The sequence below is a fragment of the Burkholderia sp. BCC1972 genome (assembly GCF_905339605.1).
In the GTDB taxonomy this organism is placed as follows: Bacteria; Pseudomonadota; Gammaproteobacteria; order Burkholderiales; family Burkholderiaceae; genus Burkholderia.
The window spans coordinates 241,174-254,102 of the sequence record NZ_CAJPGH010000006.1 but is presented as its reverse complement, the minus strand read 5'-3'; the positions used below and the strand labels follow the sequence as shown (position 1 = coordinate 254,102).

Sequence of the window (12,929 nt, the reverse complement as noted above, 5' to 3'; positions counted from 1 at the left end):
CATGATGGCCGCCCGTCGGGTCCTCAATGCCCCATCGCGGGCCCCGCCCCCTTCTTCGGCTTCGTGATCCACACGAGCGCCGCGAGCGCGATGAACATCACCGCCGACAGGTGGAAGAAGTCGTTCGTCGCCATCATGAAGCCCTGCTGGGTGACGAGCTGGTTGAGCTGCGCATTGGCCGTCTGCCCGACGATGCCGAGCTGCGCGAGCGCGCCCTGGTAGTCGGTCGTGTTCTGCGCGTAGATGCTCACCGATTCCGACAGCCGCGCATGGTGGTAGATCGCGTCGTTCTCCCAGAACGTCGAACTGGCCGCGGTGCCGATCGCGCCGGACAGCGTGCGCAGGAAGTTCGACAGCCCCGACGCACTCGCGAGCCGCTCGTCGGAGATGCTCGACAGCGTGATCGTCGTCATCGGCACGAAGAAGCACGCGACGCCGATCCCCTGCACGAGCCGCGGCAGGATCACGTGGTTGAACGGCACGTCGAGCGTGAACGTCGCGTTCCACAGCGACACGCCCGCGAACACGATGAACGCGAAGCTCGCGACCATCCGCAGGTCGAGCCGGTGCATGTTGCGGCCGATCAGCGGCGACAGCACGAGCGCGAGCAGCCCGACCGGCGCAGTCGCGAGGCCGGCCTTGCCGGCCGTGTAGCCCATCACCGTCTGCAGCCACAGCGGGAAGATCACGACCGAGCCGAAGAACGCCATGAAGCCGAACGAGATGATCAGCGCGCCGAGCGCGAAGTTGCGGTCCTTGAAGAGCGTGAGGTCGACCACCGGCTCCTTCTCCGTCGCCTCCCATACGAGCATGAACGCGATCGACACGACCGCGATCAGCGCCAGCGCGACGATGAACGACGAGTTGAACCAGTCGCGGTCCTTGCCGAGGTCGAGCATCATCTGCAGGCACGACACGCCGATCACGAGCAGCGCGAGGCCGATCGCGTCGATCCGCTGCTTCGACGTCTTCGTCTCGCGGCCGCGCAGCAGGAAATACGCGCAGGCCGCGGAGAAGATGCCGATCGGCAGGTTGATGTAGAAGATCCACGGCCATGTGTAGTTGTCGCTGATCCAGCCGCCCAGCAACGGGCCGAAGATCGGCGCGACGATCACCGTCATCGCCCATAGCCCGAGCGCGAGCCCGCGCTTCGCGGGCGGATAGCTGCGCATCAGGATCGTCTGCGACAGCGGCACCATCGGCCCCGACACGAGGCCCTGCAGCAGCCGGAACGCGATCAGCGTCTCGAAGTTGGTCGCGAAGCCGCACAGGGCGGACGCGATCGTGAACGCGAGCACCGACAGCGTGAACAGCCGCACCTCGCCGACCCGCCGCGCGAGCCAGCCGGTGAGCGGCACCGCGATCGCGGATGCGACCGAATACGACGAGATCACCCAGGTGCCTTCGCTGGTCGCGACGCCGAGGCTGCCCGAGATGGTCGGCACCGCGACGTTCGCGATTGACGTGTCGAGCACCTCCATGAAGGTGCCGAGCGCGAGCCCGACGGTGAGCAGCGCGAGCGTTCCGCCGGACAGCGGCGCGGGTTCGGCGGCGGGGGAGGCGGCGGATGCCGTGGTGGCGGACATCGGAATCTCCTAGACGCGGCGCACACGAGGCGCCGGCACAACGCACGGGCGCGCGACGCAGCGCGGCCCGGCCGGGTGGAACGAAAAAGGGAAAAAGCGGAGCGCGTGTCCTGTCATCTTCTGCCCAGACAGAGAAATAAGCGAATGCTTAACCTAGACATGGGGCCTCCGCGCACATCAGGCGTCTTCGTCGGGCTTCGGACAACCGGGCGTGCCGAGCCCGTTGGCGATGAAGCGCTGCAGCAGGCCGGTGAGCGTCGCGAGTTCGTCGGCCGAGAAGCCTTCGAGCTGCGCGTTGAGCACGGTCGCGACCAGCGACGGCAGCGCGCGGGCGGCATCGGCACCGCGCTCGGTCAGCGTCAGCTCGATCATCCGGCGGTCCTGCTCGCTGCGCGAGCGTGCGATCAACCCCTTGCGTTCGAGCCGGTCAAGCATCCGCGTCATCGAACCGCTGTCGTACGACATCTTGCGCGACAGCTCGAACGGCGTGCGCGCATAACCGCGCGACAGCAGCAGGATCACGCCGATCTGCTGCGCGGTGAGATCGAGCGGCTCGAGCGCGCGATCCATCCGCTCGACGAGCGCCTGCTTCGCCTTCGACAGGTAATAGCCGAGGCTCGTTTCAAGCGCGATGTTCTCGGGATCGTAGAGGCCGCCGGTCATACGATTGCGCGCGCAGCAATAGTGCGTTTCAGGTTAAAACGCGCCCAGTATCTTGAAAAATGATTGCTTAGTCAATATTATTTCAGTCAACCAGTTACGACGTGCATGCTGCACTGCGGAGACGATGTTCTGACCGATGCGCCCGCGCTGCCGGGCACCCCGAGGATGTTCGCGATGCTGTTCCTGAAAAATGCCGCCGGCGCGCTGCGCCGCAACCTGACCGATACCGCTCATCATGTGTTTTCCGGGCCGCACCGCGGCTGGAAGATCGCGCTGTACGTGACGATGCTGGTCGTGCCGGGCGGCTCGCTCGCGGCGCTCGGGTTCGCGTGGTTCGATCATCGCCGGCAGCGCAACGCGAAGGACGGCGCCCGCCGCACGAGCCAGCCGGCCGCCACGGAGCCGTCGCCATGGCGGCCCGCCGCCGAGCCCGTCGCGGTGCCGGTGCGCTGCCACTGACCCTTCACCCGCTGACTTCACCCACTGTCCCGCCTGATCCGGCCCGGCGCCTGCTGCGCCCCGCGCGGCAGGCGTCGCACGTCCGTTTTCCCGCAAGCGATCCGTAATGGCCGGTAAACCGGCCAGCCGCGCCGGTAACACAATCAGGCCTTCGCGCACCGTACCCTTAGGGCTGCGCAGCTTCTCCGCCGTCAGTTACCATTTGTCCGCCAGCGGCATGACGACCGCATCGCGCGACGCCGCTCGCCGGCCGTCACGCCCAGACAGGAAAACCACCATGCCGTACGCCCCCCTCCCGCGCGCCCTTCGCCCGCTGAGCGCCGCCGTCGCCGTTGCGACGGCCGCGCTGCTCGCCGGCTGCGCCGTCGGGCCCGACTATCATCGGCCCGACACGTCGATCCCCGCCGCCTTCAAGGAAGCGCCGGCCGGCTGGAAGGTCGCGCAACCGGCCGACCGCGGCGACCGCGGCCCGTGGTGGGCGGTCTACAACGATCCGCAGCTCGATACGCTGATCGGCAAGCTCAACGCGTCGAACCAGACCATCGCGCAATCGGCGGCCGCCTATCGGCAGGCGCGCGCGCTCGTCACCGAAGCGCGCGCCGCGTATTTCCCGACCGTCGGGCTGACCGCGTCGGGCTCGCGTGCCCGCTCGCCGCGCACGTCGGTGTCGTCGGGCTCGTCGTCGAGTTTCGGCAGCGGATCGACCGGGTCGATCAACAACAGCTACAGCGTCGGCCTCGACGCCAGCTGGGAACCCGACCTGTGGGGCAAGGTGAGCCGCACCGTCAGCGCGCAGCGCGCCGGCGAAGCGGCGGCCGCGGCCGACCTCGCGAATGCACGGCTGTCGCAGCAGGCGCTGCTCGCGCAGACCTATTTCCAGCTGCGCACGTCCGATGCGCTGCAAAAGCTGCTCGACGACACCGTGAAGTCGTACGAACAGTCGCTGAAGCTCACGCAGAACCAGTACGCGCAGGGCGTCGCCGCACGCGCCGACGTGATCCAGGCGCAGACGCAGCTGCAGAGCGCGCAGGCCGCGCAGATCGACAACGGCGTCGCGCGTGCGCAGTACGAGCATGCGATCGCGACGCTGATCGGCGAACCGGCGTCGACCTTCTCGCTGCCGCCGAACCCGCTCGCGTCCGAGCCGCCGATCACGCCGGTCGACGTGCCGTCCGCGATCCTCGAACGCCGGCCCGACATCGCGGCGGCCGAGCGCCGCGCGGCGGCCGCGAACGAGCAGATCGGCGTCGCGATCGCCGCGTTCTTCCCCACGCTGACGCTGTCGGCCACCGGCGGCTTCCAGAGCTCGGTGTGGTCGCAGCTGTTCACGCTGCCGGCGCGTTTCTGGACGGTCGGCCCGCAGCTCGCGGCCACGCTGTTCGACGCAGGGCTGCGCGCCGCGCAGACCGATGCCGCGCGCGCGACCTACGACCAGGACGTCGCCGCGTATCGCCTCGCGGTGCTCACCGCGTTCCAGGACGTCGAGGACAACCTCGCGTCGCAGCGCATCCTCGCGCAGGAAATCGACGTGCAGCGACAGGCCGTCGACAGCGCCGAGCATTCGCTCGCGATCGTCACGAACCAGTACAAGGCCGGCACGGTCGCGTACCTGAACGTGCTGACCGCGCAGACCACCGCATTCACCGCGCAGCAGAAGCTCGCGACGATCGCCGGCCAGCGGATGGTGTCGTCGGTCGGGCTCGTGAAGGCGCTCGGCGGCGGCTGGGACGTGGCGGACATGACGCGCGAGAACGGCGGCATGGCGGCGCCGGTGCCCGCGAGCGGCGCAGCGGCCACGCCGGTCGCTCAGAAATAAAAGTCACGCTCGGTCGAACGACTGCATGCCATATCGCTTTGCAAAGAGAATGGTGAAAATGGCATCTTTCGTTCACGTCCTAAAAATCGATAATTAAATTCGACAGGCGATAGATAAAAGTTGATTTTTTCGCCTTCCAATTATCTCAAAATAAAATCGTTGAACTTATTAACGTCTCAGCTTACGAATTCACTGCATCAGCGCCATGATGCGAATTCAACATTAATAAGGAAACGACTAAAATGACCGCAAATATCGGAGAAAAATGCCCGCAGGGTGGTACGTGGCATCCCGTTGGAAATCCGAGTGACACACGCTCCATCGGTATCGGCAATATCATGCCGCCCACGCCTAACGGCGAACGGCACTGGGTTCTGAAAACGCCGACGGGCGACAAGTAAGTTGCGAGGGCCGGCTTTGCCGGCCCTTCGTTTCATTGCCCGGCGTCTTGATATCTGAATCGATAGACGCGCCGGTGTATTGCAACCCTGCCGGCGGCGATTTCAGTAAAAATAATCCCCGTTGATCGCACATTAGTGTGCGCATGTGCGCACCGCGCGCGTCAGCGCTGCGCGTCGCCGAAGATCAGCGATACCTCGTTGTTCCCGATCGGATGGCCGAGCAGGTTCAGCAGCCCGGCGAGGTTCGCCTGCTGTTCGGGCGCCGCATGCGCGGTGCCGCGGAACGATCCCTGGCCGGGACCGAAGTTGCCGTGCCCGTCGAGGAACAGCGGGCCCTGCGTCGTCGACAGGTCGAGATCGGCGCCCACACCCTTCGCCTGCAGCACCGCGCGGTACGAACCGAGCGGCTTCACGCGCGACACGCGCGAACTCATCGAGTCGATCGTCACCGTCAGCTGGCCGAACGCGTTGTTGCCGAACAGGCGCCAGTCGCTCCAGCCGACCCGCACGTCGCCCTGCAGGTCGAGCGTGTTGAACGGCGTGCCGAGCCCCGCGAGCAGCGACGCGGGCACGGCCATCGTGCCCGCCGACAGCACCGCGCCGTGCCACGTCGCATCGAGCGTGACGGCATCGGGCATCGCCTCGGTCTGCCGCATGCGCATCTGCACGCGCCCGGTCAGCAGCGGCCAGAAGCGCGTGGTCCATTCGACCCGGCCCGGCAGCAGCGTCGCCGCGCTCTGGTCGGCGCCCGGCGCGAGCATCAGCGTGCCCGAACCGTGCCACAGCGACCCGTCCGGGTCGACGAGATTCACGTGCCCGCCGGTCGCGCGTGCGAACTGCGGCGCGATCCACGCGGCCGGCGCGAGCGCGACGAGCGTCACCGCCGTCGCCAACCCGCCCGCCAGCACCCACGGCAATACGGCGGCGAGCCGTTTCATCCCCGGCCTCATCGGCCGACCGTCGCTTGCGTCGTCCACTGCGTCATCTATTTCTGTACGGAAGGTTGCATCACGGCCGTCAGGTCGACCTGGCCGTCGTCCTTCAGCGCGGTCGCGTGCGCCTCGCCGACCTGCACCTTGAACTGCCGGCGCGCATCGTCGAGCCACTGCGTCCACGCCGGGAACGACACGTTCTTCATCTGGATCTGCACGCCGTTGCCGACGATCTGCACCTGCGCGCCCTGCAGCCCGTGATCGGACAGCGACGCGGTCAGCGCGTCCTTCAGCGCGAGGCCGGTCGGCGCGACGCCCTGCGCGGCGGCCGTCAGCGACTTCGCCTCGTTCGCCTGCGCGGTCATCTGCGCGAGTTCCTGGCGCATCGTCGGCAGCTCGCGCTGGATCCGGGCGCGGCCTTCCTGCGCGGGCGACCACAGCACCGAATACGCGATCGCGACGGCCAGCACGGCGCCGCCCCAGCCGAGCAGCGTCTTCTCGCGCGGCGAGCGCTCACCCCAGAACTGGGCCAGCGTCTGGTTCAGTTGTTCGGTTTTCATGAGCGGCTCCGGATCGTCCATTTGCCCGTGTTGCTGTCGACTTCGCCGGACAGTCCGTTACGTGCGAGGCGCTGCGTGAAATCGGGATCGACCTTGACCTCCGGCTTGAAGCCGACGTCGAGCCGCCGGTCGTGATAGTCGAGCGACGCGATGCCGTTCAGCGGCAGCGCGCCCATCGAGCGCGACAGCCCGCTCGACAGCGCGAGGAAATCGTTCGGCGACAGCTCGCCGGCCGCGAGGCGCAGCTGGTCGAGCTGGCGCTGCATCTGCGCGGGCGGATCGAGCACCGTCGTCGTCTTCGGGAACGCGGACAGCAGCGTCTCGGTAATCTGCGCGGACAGCGCATCGCGCTCGCGCGACAGCTTCCACCAGTGCAGGTTCATCCCGATCACCGCGACGCCGAGCGTCGCCGCGGCGAGCGCGAGCGGCACGCGCAGGCGCTTCACCGTCGCGCGGTCGAAGCGCCACGGCTGCGACTCGAATTCGAACTGGCACAGATCGAACTTCTCGGTGAGCGCGCGGCGCGCGAACGTGTCGAACGGCAGCGGGGCGGCGCCCGGCAACAGCGCCGAATCAGGTCGGCCGACCGATGCGAGCCGCGGCTCCGCGCCCGGTTCGCCGAGTTCGTACAGTTCGACGTCGCCGCCGCGTGCGAGCGCGGCCAGCGTGCCGGCCGCGCGCGCCGCAGGCGCCGCGAAGCCTTCGCCGAGCGCGCCGCGCGCCACGGCGAGTTCAAGGCGCGGCGCACCGGCTGCGGCCGGCTGCGCGCCGGCCTCGACGAGCACCGGTTCGACCGACGTCGCGAGCCCGAGCACCGCGGCGACCGTCGCCGGACGGGCGGCCGGCTCGACGGCATCCGTGGCGAGCGCGGCGACGGTGCTCTCGCCGTCGGCCGGCGCGGCCGCTGCCGGTTCGGCCGACGCGCGCGGCGCCGGCAGGCAGCGGGTGGCGGGCACCGCGCTCAGGTGCCGGTGGCCGGCGGCCGTGAACGCGTCGAAGATCGTGCGGAACCACGCGCGATCGACGACGGCCAGCACGCGGCGCCCGTCGGGCAGCGCGGTGGGATCGAGTGCGATGTGGCAGCCGAGCGGATCCTGGATCAGCTGATCCTCGACGATGTTGGGCAGCGCCTGGCGCAGCTTCGGCCCCTTCAGCGGCGGCACGGTCGCGGCCAGCAGCAGCACGTCGCGCGCGGCGACGATCAGCACCGTCGCGTTCGCGCGCGGCAGCAGCGCGAGCGCGGCGCGCCCCGCACGCTGCACCTGGCCGGCCTTGTCGACGAGCGTGAACGGCAGCTCGGGCCACTGCCATTCCTGCAACGGCACGGCAGGCTCGCGCGGCGGCAAAGAAACAATCAACGTGCTCACAAGAGCTCCTCTCCCGATTGGCGTCGTTATAGCTGGTCGCGGATACGCACGACCCGCGTCGAGTGCGTGGTCGGATCACGATACACGAGCGAGGTGCGGTCGACCTCCGCGCGATCGTGCTGGATCCGGCCGTGCACGATGAAATAACTCGAATTGACGTCGACGAGGCTCGAGTCGATCGTCACGTTCGGCGGCGCGCCGGCGCCGCGCAGCGCGAGCTGCACGTCGCCGACGTTCCGGAAAAACACGGTCTCGCGGCGCGACACGAGCGCCTGCGCGGACGACACGCTCATCCCCGGTATCAGCGCGGCGATCACTTCGGCCGGCGCGGTATTCATGTTCACGGGCGTCGTGGTCGGCAGCACGGTAACGAACGGGCGCAGCCGCGCGACCATCTCGGGCGTCACGCCGTCGACGTCGAGCAGGCTGTCGACGCTCGTCATCATCAGCGGCGCGGGCCCGCGATCGCCGCCGGAAAGCCCGGGATCGTCGGTGAAGCCGCTGCCCTGCAGGTCGCCGCTCGTCACCGGCGCAGTCGCGGCGTTCGCCGCGGTGCCGCCGCCGCCGGGCAGGTTCGGCATCTGGAAGCGCGTCGCCGAATGCAGCAGGCCCGCGCGCACCTGCAGCGCGATGCGCTTCGCGAACGCGCCGTCGTAGCCGAGCGTCGTCAGCAGGCGCTGGAATGCCTGGAGCTGCGTGACGTTCAACTGCAGCACGCCGGGCGCCGGCGACGACACGAGGTTGCGCAGGTTGAACTTCGCCTGCGCGTCCTCGATCGAGCCGGAGATATAGGTGTCTTCGCCGCCGCTGTCGTTGGGTGCGCCGATCCGGCCGAGGAAATCCGACAGCTTCGTCTTCGCGATCGGCACGCCCCAGATCCCGCCGAGATAGGTGATGCCGGGCGCCGTATCGCCTTCGGAGCGCAGGATCATCCGCGTCCAGTCGAGCGCGCCGCGCGCGACCCACTGCGCCTGCGCGATCACGCGCTGGTTCTCGATGCGGCGGATCTGCACCTGCTGGCGCCACAGCATCCCCGAGACGAGGATCGCGGACAGCGCGACGACCAGCAGCGCGGTGATGATCGCGGCGCCGCGCTGGCGGCCGCGTGCCTGCATGCGTGCGGCAGCACGGTTGAACGAGGAGCGACGGGAAGGGCGCGCGCGCATCGTCATTCCCCGACGAGGAAGATGCGCGTGACTGGCACGCGCAGCGACGTCGCGCCGATGCTGACCTGCAGCCCCGTCACCGCGCGCGCCGGCGGCGCGTTGCCGATCTGCGGCACCTTGAGCGCATCGTTGTTCTGCGCGAGCGCGTCGTCGGCCGTCTGCAGGTTGGTGGTCCAGCCCACGCGCGGCACGTACAGCTTCGCGTCGATCGCGCCGACGCCGCCCATCAGCGCGACCCAGCTCCAGCCTTCGACGCTGCTGTCCTTCAGCACGGTGCGCAGCCGGTTCGCGTCGTCGATCGGCGGCGATGCATAGCGCACGACGCGCCCGCCGGCGATCCGGTAGCGGACCACCTGCAGCCGCGGCGCGGCGCCCGGCACCTCGAGTTCGCGCACGATCTGCAGCGTATTGCCGGCGACGCCGATCGCCGGCTGGCCGGCCTCGTCGTCGGTCGCGGCGAGCCGCGCGTCGATCCGCATCTGGTCGAACATCTGCGCGAACACGCGTTCGTCTTCCATCGCGGCCGCCACCTTGTCGCGGCCGCGCATGATCTGGTCGAGCCCGCGCCACGCGAGGATCGCGACCACTGCGAGGATCGCGATCGCGATCATCAGCTCGATCAGCGTGAAGCCGCGGGCGCGGCGGGCGGACGGGCGGCGCATCGGCGCGTCAGAGCGGACGGCTGGTTTCATTCGCGACCACCGTCACCATCTGCGCGAGCACGCCGGACTGGCCAGGCATGCTCACCGAAATCCGCACGCGCCGGAACACCGGGTTCGGCGTCGTGCTCACACGCTGCGTGCAGACGAGCTGCACGTTGCCTTGCGAGCAGTCGAAGCTCTGCTCGCCGACCTCCGGCCACGCATGCGTGAGCCGCAACTGCGCGAGCGCGTTGTCGGCGCTCCAGCCGGCCAGCAGCCGGCGATGCAGGTCGGACGCGTTGTTCGCCATCGTGCCGACCGCACGGATCGACGCGGCGAGCGCGACCGCGATGATCGCGAGTGCGACGAGCACCTCGATCATCGTGAAACCGCGCGATGAAGAAAGGGAGGAGGGCAGGCGACGACGCATCGTCATTGCACCTCGTAGCGGCCGTTGCCGGTGCCGACGATCGTCGCGCTGCCGGCGGTTGAATGCAGCGTCACGCGCACCGGTGTGTCGATGCTTTCGGTACCGAACACGACGCGATTCGCATGCGTGTCGGAACCCGGGTAGTCGATCTCGGCGCCCGTGACGCCGCCGTCCCAGTCGCGCGGGCGCAGCAGGTCGTCGCGCAGCGTGCGCCAGCCGTCGGGCGAGCTCACGTCGAACCGGAAACCGTGCTCGGTCGGCTGCCATGCGATCGGCCGCGCGCGCACCTGCGCTTCGTCGCCGGCCGTCTCGAACAGCAGCGCGACGCGCTGCGCCTCTTCACGCAGGTCGGTACGCGGATTGCGCGTCAGCGACAGCGACGCGAGCGACACAAGCAGCCCCGCAATCACCAGCACGACCAGCATTTCGAGCAGCGTGAAGCCACGCGCGCGACGCCGCGGCGCGCCGTGCTTCATCGGGCCGCCGTCGGCACGTGCCGGTACGGACGACAACGCGCCACGACGCACACGGCGATCGCGACCGCAGCGGGAGGCCGTGCGAATGGCGGGCATGAAGAACGGAAATGGAACGTCGGGTCGATCAGTGCCGGCTTATTGCCACGAACCGATGTCGGTATCGTTGCCTTCGCCGCCTTCCTTGCCGTCGGCGCCGTAGCTGAACACGTCGATCTCGCCGTGCACGCCCGGGTTCAGGTACTTGTACCCGTTACCCCACGGGTCGTTCGGCAGGCGTTCGAGATAGCCGCCGTCCTTCCAGTTGTTCGGGATCGGATCGGTGGTCGGCTTCTGGACCAGCGAATTCAGGCCCTGCTCCTGGGTCGGATAGCGGCCGTTGTCGAGACGGTACAGCTTGAGCGCCTGCATGATCGTGCCGATGTCCTGCTTCGCGGCGATGCGGCGCGCCTCGTCCGGGCGGCTCATGATCTTCGGCACGATCAGCGCCGCCAGGATCCCGAGGATCGCGACCACCACCATGATCTCGATCAGCGTGAAACCGCGCTGACGACGCACGGCCGCGTTGCGGCGAGTGATCCACGTTTGCATGACTGACTACCTCTTCCAAAAAATGTCGTCGATTGAGTGACGCACCCCGCGCACCGGACGATTGCCTGACGACAAGCTTCCGGTCCCGCGGGCGCGGAGCACGCATTGTAAGGCGCGCATCGTCGAGGGCTTTCACCCAACGCAAATTTCATATACATCCGTACAATAGCGCGCATGAACGCGCTCTCGATCCGGATCCTTTCCCTAGCCCTCTTCGCGGGTTTGTGCGCGACGGCCACCTACTGGGTCGTCACGCTGTCGGCCCGCGAAGCGCCGCTGCCCGCCGCCGCCGCGCGGCTGCCGATCCGCACCGAGGACGCCGCCGCGCTCTTCGGCGGCCAGCTCGACAAGAATCCCGTCCAGGACATCCACCTGTTCGGCATTCTCGCGCTCGATCATGGCGGTGCCGCGATCGTCGGCGTCGGCGGCGAACCGCCGCGCGCCGTGTCGCTCGGCGCGGAGGTCACGCCCGGCGCGAAGCTCGCCGAAGTCCGCCCGCGCTCGATCATCGTCGACCGCAACGGCGCCCGCGCCGAAATCCAGCTCCCGGCGAACACGCCGTCCCCCGCGATCTACATGCGTTGATGCGCTGAACGGTGACGGCCTGACAGTCAGGCCGTCACGTCACTGCACCATGTTGTTCAGCTCGATGATCGGCAGCATCACCGCCAGCACGATCACGAGCACGATGCCGCCCATCGCCAGGATCAGCAGCGGCTCCAGCAGGCTCGTCAGGAACATGGTGCGACGCTCGAGCTCGCGCGCTTCACCTTCGGCTGCGCGATCCAGCATCGTCGTCACGTCGCCCGTCGCCTCGCCCGAACGGATCAGGTGCACGAGCACCGGCGGAAACGTCTTCACGTTGTTCAGCGCGCGCGACAGCGCGGAGCCTTCGCGCACGCGCACGATCGCATCGTCGATGTTCGCGCGCATCGCGCGGTTCGACAGCGTCTCGCCGGCCGCCTGCAACGCGCGCAGGATCGGCACGCCGGCCGCGGTCAGGATGCCGAGCGTGCTCGCGAAGCGCACCGTGTTGTAGCCGCGCACGAGCTTGCCCGCGAGCGGCGCGGTCAGCACCCAGCGGTCGAACGCGAGCCGCGGCCCGTCGCGCGACAGCGTCGCCTTCACGAACCACACGACCAGCACGAACGCGATCAGGATCGCCCACCACCAGTGCCGCACGAAATCCGACAGCGCCATCATCACGACCGTGAGGATCGGCAACTGCTGCTTCGTGCTCGCGAACACGTTGACGACCTGCGGCACGACGTAGCTCAGCAGGAACGTGACGATGCCGAACGCGATCAGCGTGACGATCCCCGGATAGGTGAACGCCAGCAGGATCTTCTGCTTCAGCGCGTTGCTCTGCTCGATGTAGTCGGCGAGACGCGACAGCACGATGCCGAGCTTGCCGGTGTGTTCGCCGGCCGCGACCAGCGCGCGGTAGATTTCCGGGAAGTCGCGCGGATGCTGGCCCAGCGCATTCGCGAGCGAATGGCCGCCGAGCACCTCGGCGCGGATCGCGGCCATCAGTTCGCGGATGTAGTCGCGCTCGGCCTGCTCGGTCAGCACGCCCAACGCCTCGTCGAGCGGCAGCCCCGCGATCAGCAGGCTCGCGAGCTGGCGCGTGAGGATTGCCTGTTCGCGCTGCGACAGCTTGCGGCCGAACGCGAGCCGCTGCGAACGCGCGCCGCGCGTCGCGCTGGCGGCCGGCTCGACGACGAGCGGCGTGAGCCCCTGCGTGCGCAGCTGGCCGCGCGCGGCGCGCGCGCTGTCGGCGTCGATCACGCCCTTCTGCGCGCGTCCCGCCGAATCGATTGCTTCGAAACGAAATGCCGGCATCG

General features: G+C 68.6%; 14 protein-coding genes. 3 read left to right on the top strand and 11 right to left on the bottom strand.

The window, feature by feature from the left end:
- Positions 1-23 precede the first annotated feature (23 nt).
- Both U5798_RS12415 and U5798_RS12410 read right to left on the bottom strand, forming a co-directional pair.
- The gene (locus tag U5798_RS12415; RefSeq protein ID WP_124454551.1) at positions 24-1,586 is read right to left on the bottom strand and encodes a DHA2 family efflux MFS transporter permease subunit; all 1,563 of its coding nucleotides are present in this window, start codon (positions 1,584-1,586) and stop codon (positions 24-26) included.
- Positions 1,587-1,763: 177 nt separating this feature from the next.
- On the bottom strand, positions 1,764-2,249 hold the full coding sequence (locus U5798_RS12410) for a MarR family winged helix-turn-helix transcriptional regulator (protein WP_124454553.1): 486 nt from the start codon (positions 2,247-2,249) through the stop codon (positions 1,764-1,766).
- Between the two features lie 174 nt (positions 2,250-2,423).
- Here U5798_RS12410 and U5798_RS12405 point away from each other — a divergent pair, with 174 nt between their 5' ends.
- Both U5798_RS12405 and U5798_RS12400 read left to right on the top strand, forming a co-directional pair.
- Positions 2,424-2,708, top strand: a complete 285-nt coding sequence (locus U5798_RS12405) for a multidrug ABC transporter ATPase (protein WP_322082176.1) — start codon at positions 2,424-2,426, stop codon at positions 2,706-2,708.
- A 277-nt stretch (positions 2,709-2,985) separates the two neighbouring features.
- The gene (locus tag U5798_RS12400) at positions 2,986-4,524 is read left to right on the top strand and encodes an efflux transporter outer membrane subunit (protein ID WP_322082175.1); all 1,539 of its coding nucleotides are present in this window, start codon (positions 2,986-2,988) and stop codon (positions 4,522-4,524) included.
- Positions 4,525-5,086: 562 nt separating this feature from the next.
- On the opposite strand, the gene U5798_RS12395 is transcribed toward U5798_RS12400, so the two are convergent.
- From U5798_RS12395 to gspG, 8 genes are read right to left on the bottom strand one after another with little or no spacing between them, the layout of a single operon-like run.
- A complete protein-coding gene (locus U5798_RS12395; RefSeq protein ID WP_322082196.1) occupies positions 5,087-5,875 on the bottom strand; it encodes a type II secretion system protein N in 789 nt (262 codons plus the stop codon).
- A gap of 35 nt (positions 5,876-5,910) precedes the next feature.
- Positions 5,911-6,417, bottom strand: a complete 507-nt coding sequence (gene gspM / locus U5798_RS12390) for a type II secretion system protein GspM (protein ID WP_124454559.1) — start codon at positions 6,415-6,417, stop codon at positions 5,911-5,913.
- Positions 6,414-7,784, bottom strand: coding sequence for a type II secretion system protein GspL (gene gspL / locus U5798_RS12385; protein ID WP_322082174.1), 1,371 nt, complete (start codon positions 7,782-7,784; stop codon positions 6,414-6,416). Before gspL ends, gspM begins: the two co-directional genes overlap by 4 nt.
- 26 nt (positions 7,785-7,810) lie before the next feature.
- Positions 7,811-8,950: a type II secretion system minor pseudopilin GspK gene (gene gspK / locus U5798_RS12380; protein WP_124454563.1), complete on the bottom strand. Its 1,140-nt coding sequence runs from the start codon at positions 8,948-8,950 to the stop codon at positions 7,811-7,813.
- Between the two features lie 2 nt (positions 8,951-8,952).
- Complete coding sequence (locus tag U5798_RS12375; RefSeq protein WP_409364432.1) at positions 8,953-9,612, bottom strand: type II secretion system protein J; 660 nt, start codon at positions 9,610-9,612, stop codon at positions 8,953-8,955.
- A gap of 7 nt (positions 9,613-9,619) precedes the next feature.
- Positions 9,620-10,027: a type II secretion system minor pseudopilin GspI gene (gspI, locus tag U5798_RS12370; protein WP_409364431.1), complete on the bottom strand. Its 408-nt coding sequence runs from the start codon at positions 10,025-10,027 to the stop codon at positions 9,620-9,622.
- A complete protein-coding gene (locus U5798_RS12365) occupies positions 10,024-10,593 on the bottom strand; it encodes a GspH/FimT family pseudopilin (RefSeq protein WP_322082173.1) in 570 nt (189 codons plus the stop codon). Before U5798_RS12365 ends, gspI begins: the two co-directional genes overlap by 4 nt.
- Before the next feature lie 39 nt (positions 10,594-10,632).
- A complete protein-coding gene (gene gspG / locus U5798_RS12360; RefSeq protein WP_124454568.1) occupies positions 10,633-11,085 on the bottom strand; it encodes a type II secretion system major pseudopilin GspG in 453 nt (150 codons plus the stop codon).
- A 174-nt stretch (positions 11,086-11,259) separates the two neighbouring features.
- Here gspG and U5798_RS12355 point away from each other — a divergent pair, with 174 nt between their 5' ends.
- Positions 11,260-11,670, top strand: coding sequence for a type II secretion system protein N (locus tag U5798_RS12355; protein WP_322082172.1), 411 nt, complete (start codon positions 11,260-11,262; stop codon positions 11,668-11,670).
- Positions 11,671-11,709: 39 nt separating this feature from the next.
- On the opposite strand, the gene gspF is transcribed toward U5798_RS12355, so the two are convergent.
- Positions 11,710-12,927 (bottom strand): type II secretion system inner membrane protein GspF, encoded by a 1,218-nt coding sequence (gspF, locus tag U5798_RS12350; RefSeq protein WP_124454572.1) that lies wholly within the window; start codon positions 12,925-12,927, stop codon positions 11,710-11,712.
- Between the last annotated feature and the right edge of the window lie 2 nt (positions 12,928-12,929).

What these genes read in the sequence shown, in the direction of transcription:
- U5798_RS12415 (WP_124454551.1), bottom strand. Translation starts at nt 1,586, where the DNA reads ATGTCCGCCACCACGGCATCCGCCGCCTCCCCCGCCGCCGAACCCGCG.
- U5798_RS12410 (WP_124454553.1), bottom strand. Translation starts at nt 2,249, where the DNA reads ATGACCGGCGGCCTCTACGATCCCGAGAACATCGCGCTTGAAACGAGC.
- U5798_RS12405 (WP_322082176.1), top strand. Translation starts at nt 2,424, where the DNA reads ATGCTGTTCCTGAAAAATGCCGCCGGCGCGCTGCGCCGCAACCTGACC.
- U5798_RS12400 (WP_322082175.1), top strand. Translation starts at nt 2,986, where the DNA reads ATGCCGTACGCCCCCCTCCCGCGCGCCCTTCGCCCGCTGAGCGCCGCC.
- U5798_RS12395 (WP_322082196.1), bottom strand. Translation starts at nt 5,875, where the DNA reads ATGAGGCCGGGGATGAAACGGCTCGCCGCCGTATTGCCGTGGGTGCTG.
- gspM (WP_124454559.1), bottom strand. Translation starts at nt 6,417, where the DNA reads ATGAAAACCGAACAACTGAACCAGACGCTGGCCCAGTTCTGGGGTGAG.
- gspK (WP_124454563.1), bottom strand. Translation starts at nt 8,950, where the DNA reads ATGCGCGCGCGCCCTTCCCGTCGCTCCTCGTTCAACCGTGCTGCCGCA.
- U5798_RS12375 (WP_409364432.1), bottom strand. Translation starts at nt 9,612, where the DNA reads ATGCGCCGCCCGTCCGCCCGCCGCGCCCGCGGCTTCACGCTGATCGAG.
- gspI (WP_409364431.1), bottom strand. Translation starts at nt 10,027, where the DNA reads ATGACGATGCGTCGTCGCCTGCCCTCCTCCCTTTCTTCATCGCGCGGT.
- U5798_RS12365 (WP_322082173.1), bottom strand. Translation starts at nt 10,593, where the DNA reads ATGCCCGCCATTCGCACGGCCTCCCGCTGCGGTCGCGATCGCCGTGTG.
- gspG (WP_124454568.1), bottom strand. Translation starts at nt 11,085, where the DNA reads ATGCAAACGTGGATCACTCGCCGCAACGCGGCCGTGCGTCGTCAGCGC.
- U5798_RS12355 (WP_322082172.1), top strand. Translation starts at nt 11,260, where the DNA reads ATGAACGCGCTCTCGATCCGGATCCTTTCCCTAGCCCTCTTCGCGGGT.
- gspF (WP_124454572.1), bottom strand. Translation starts at nt 12,927, where the DNA reads ATGCCGGCATTTCGTTTCGAAGCAATCGATTCGGCGGGACGCGCGCAG.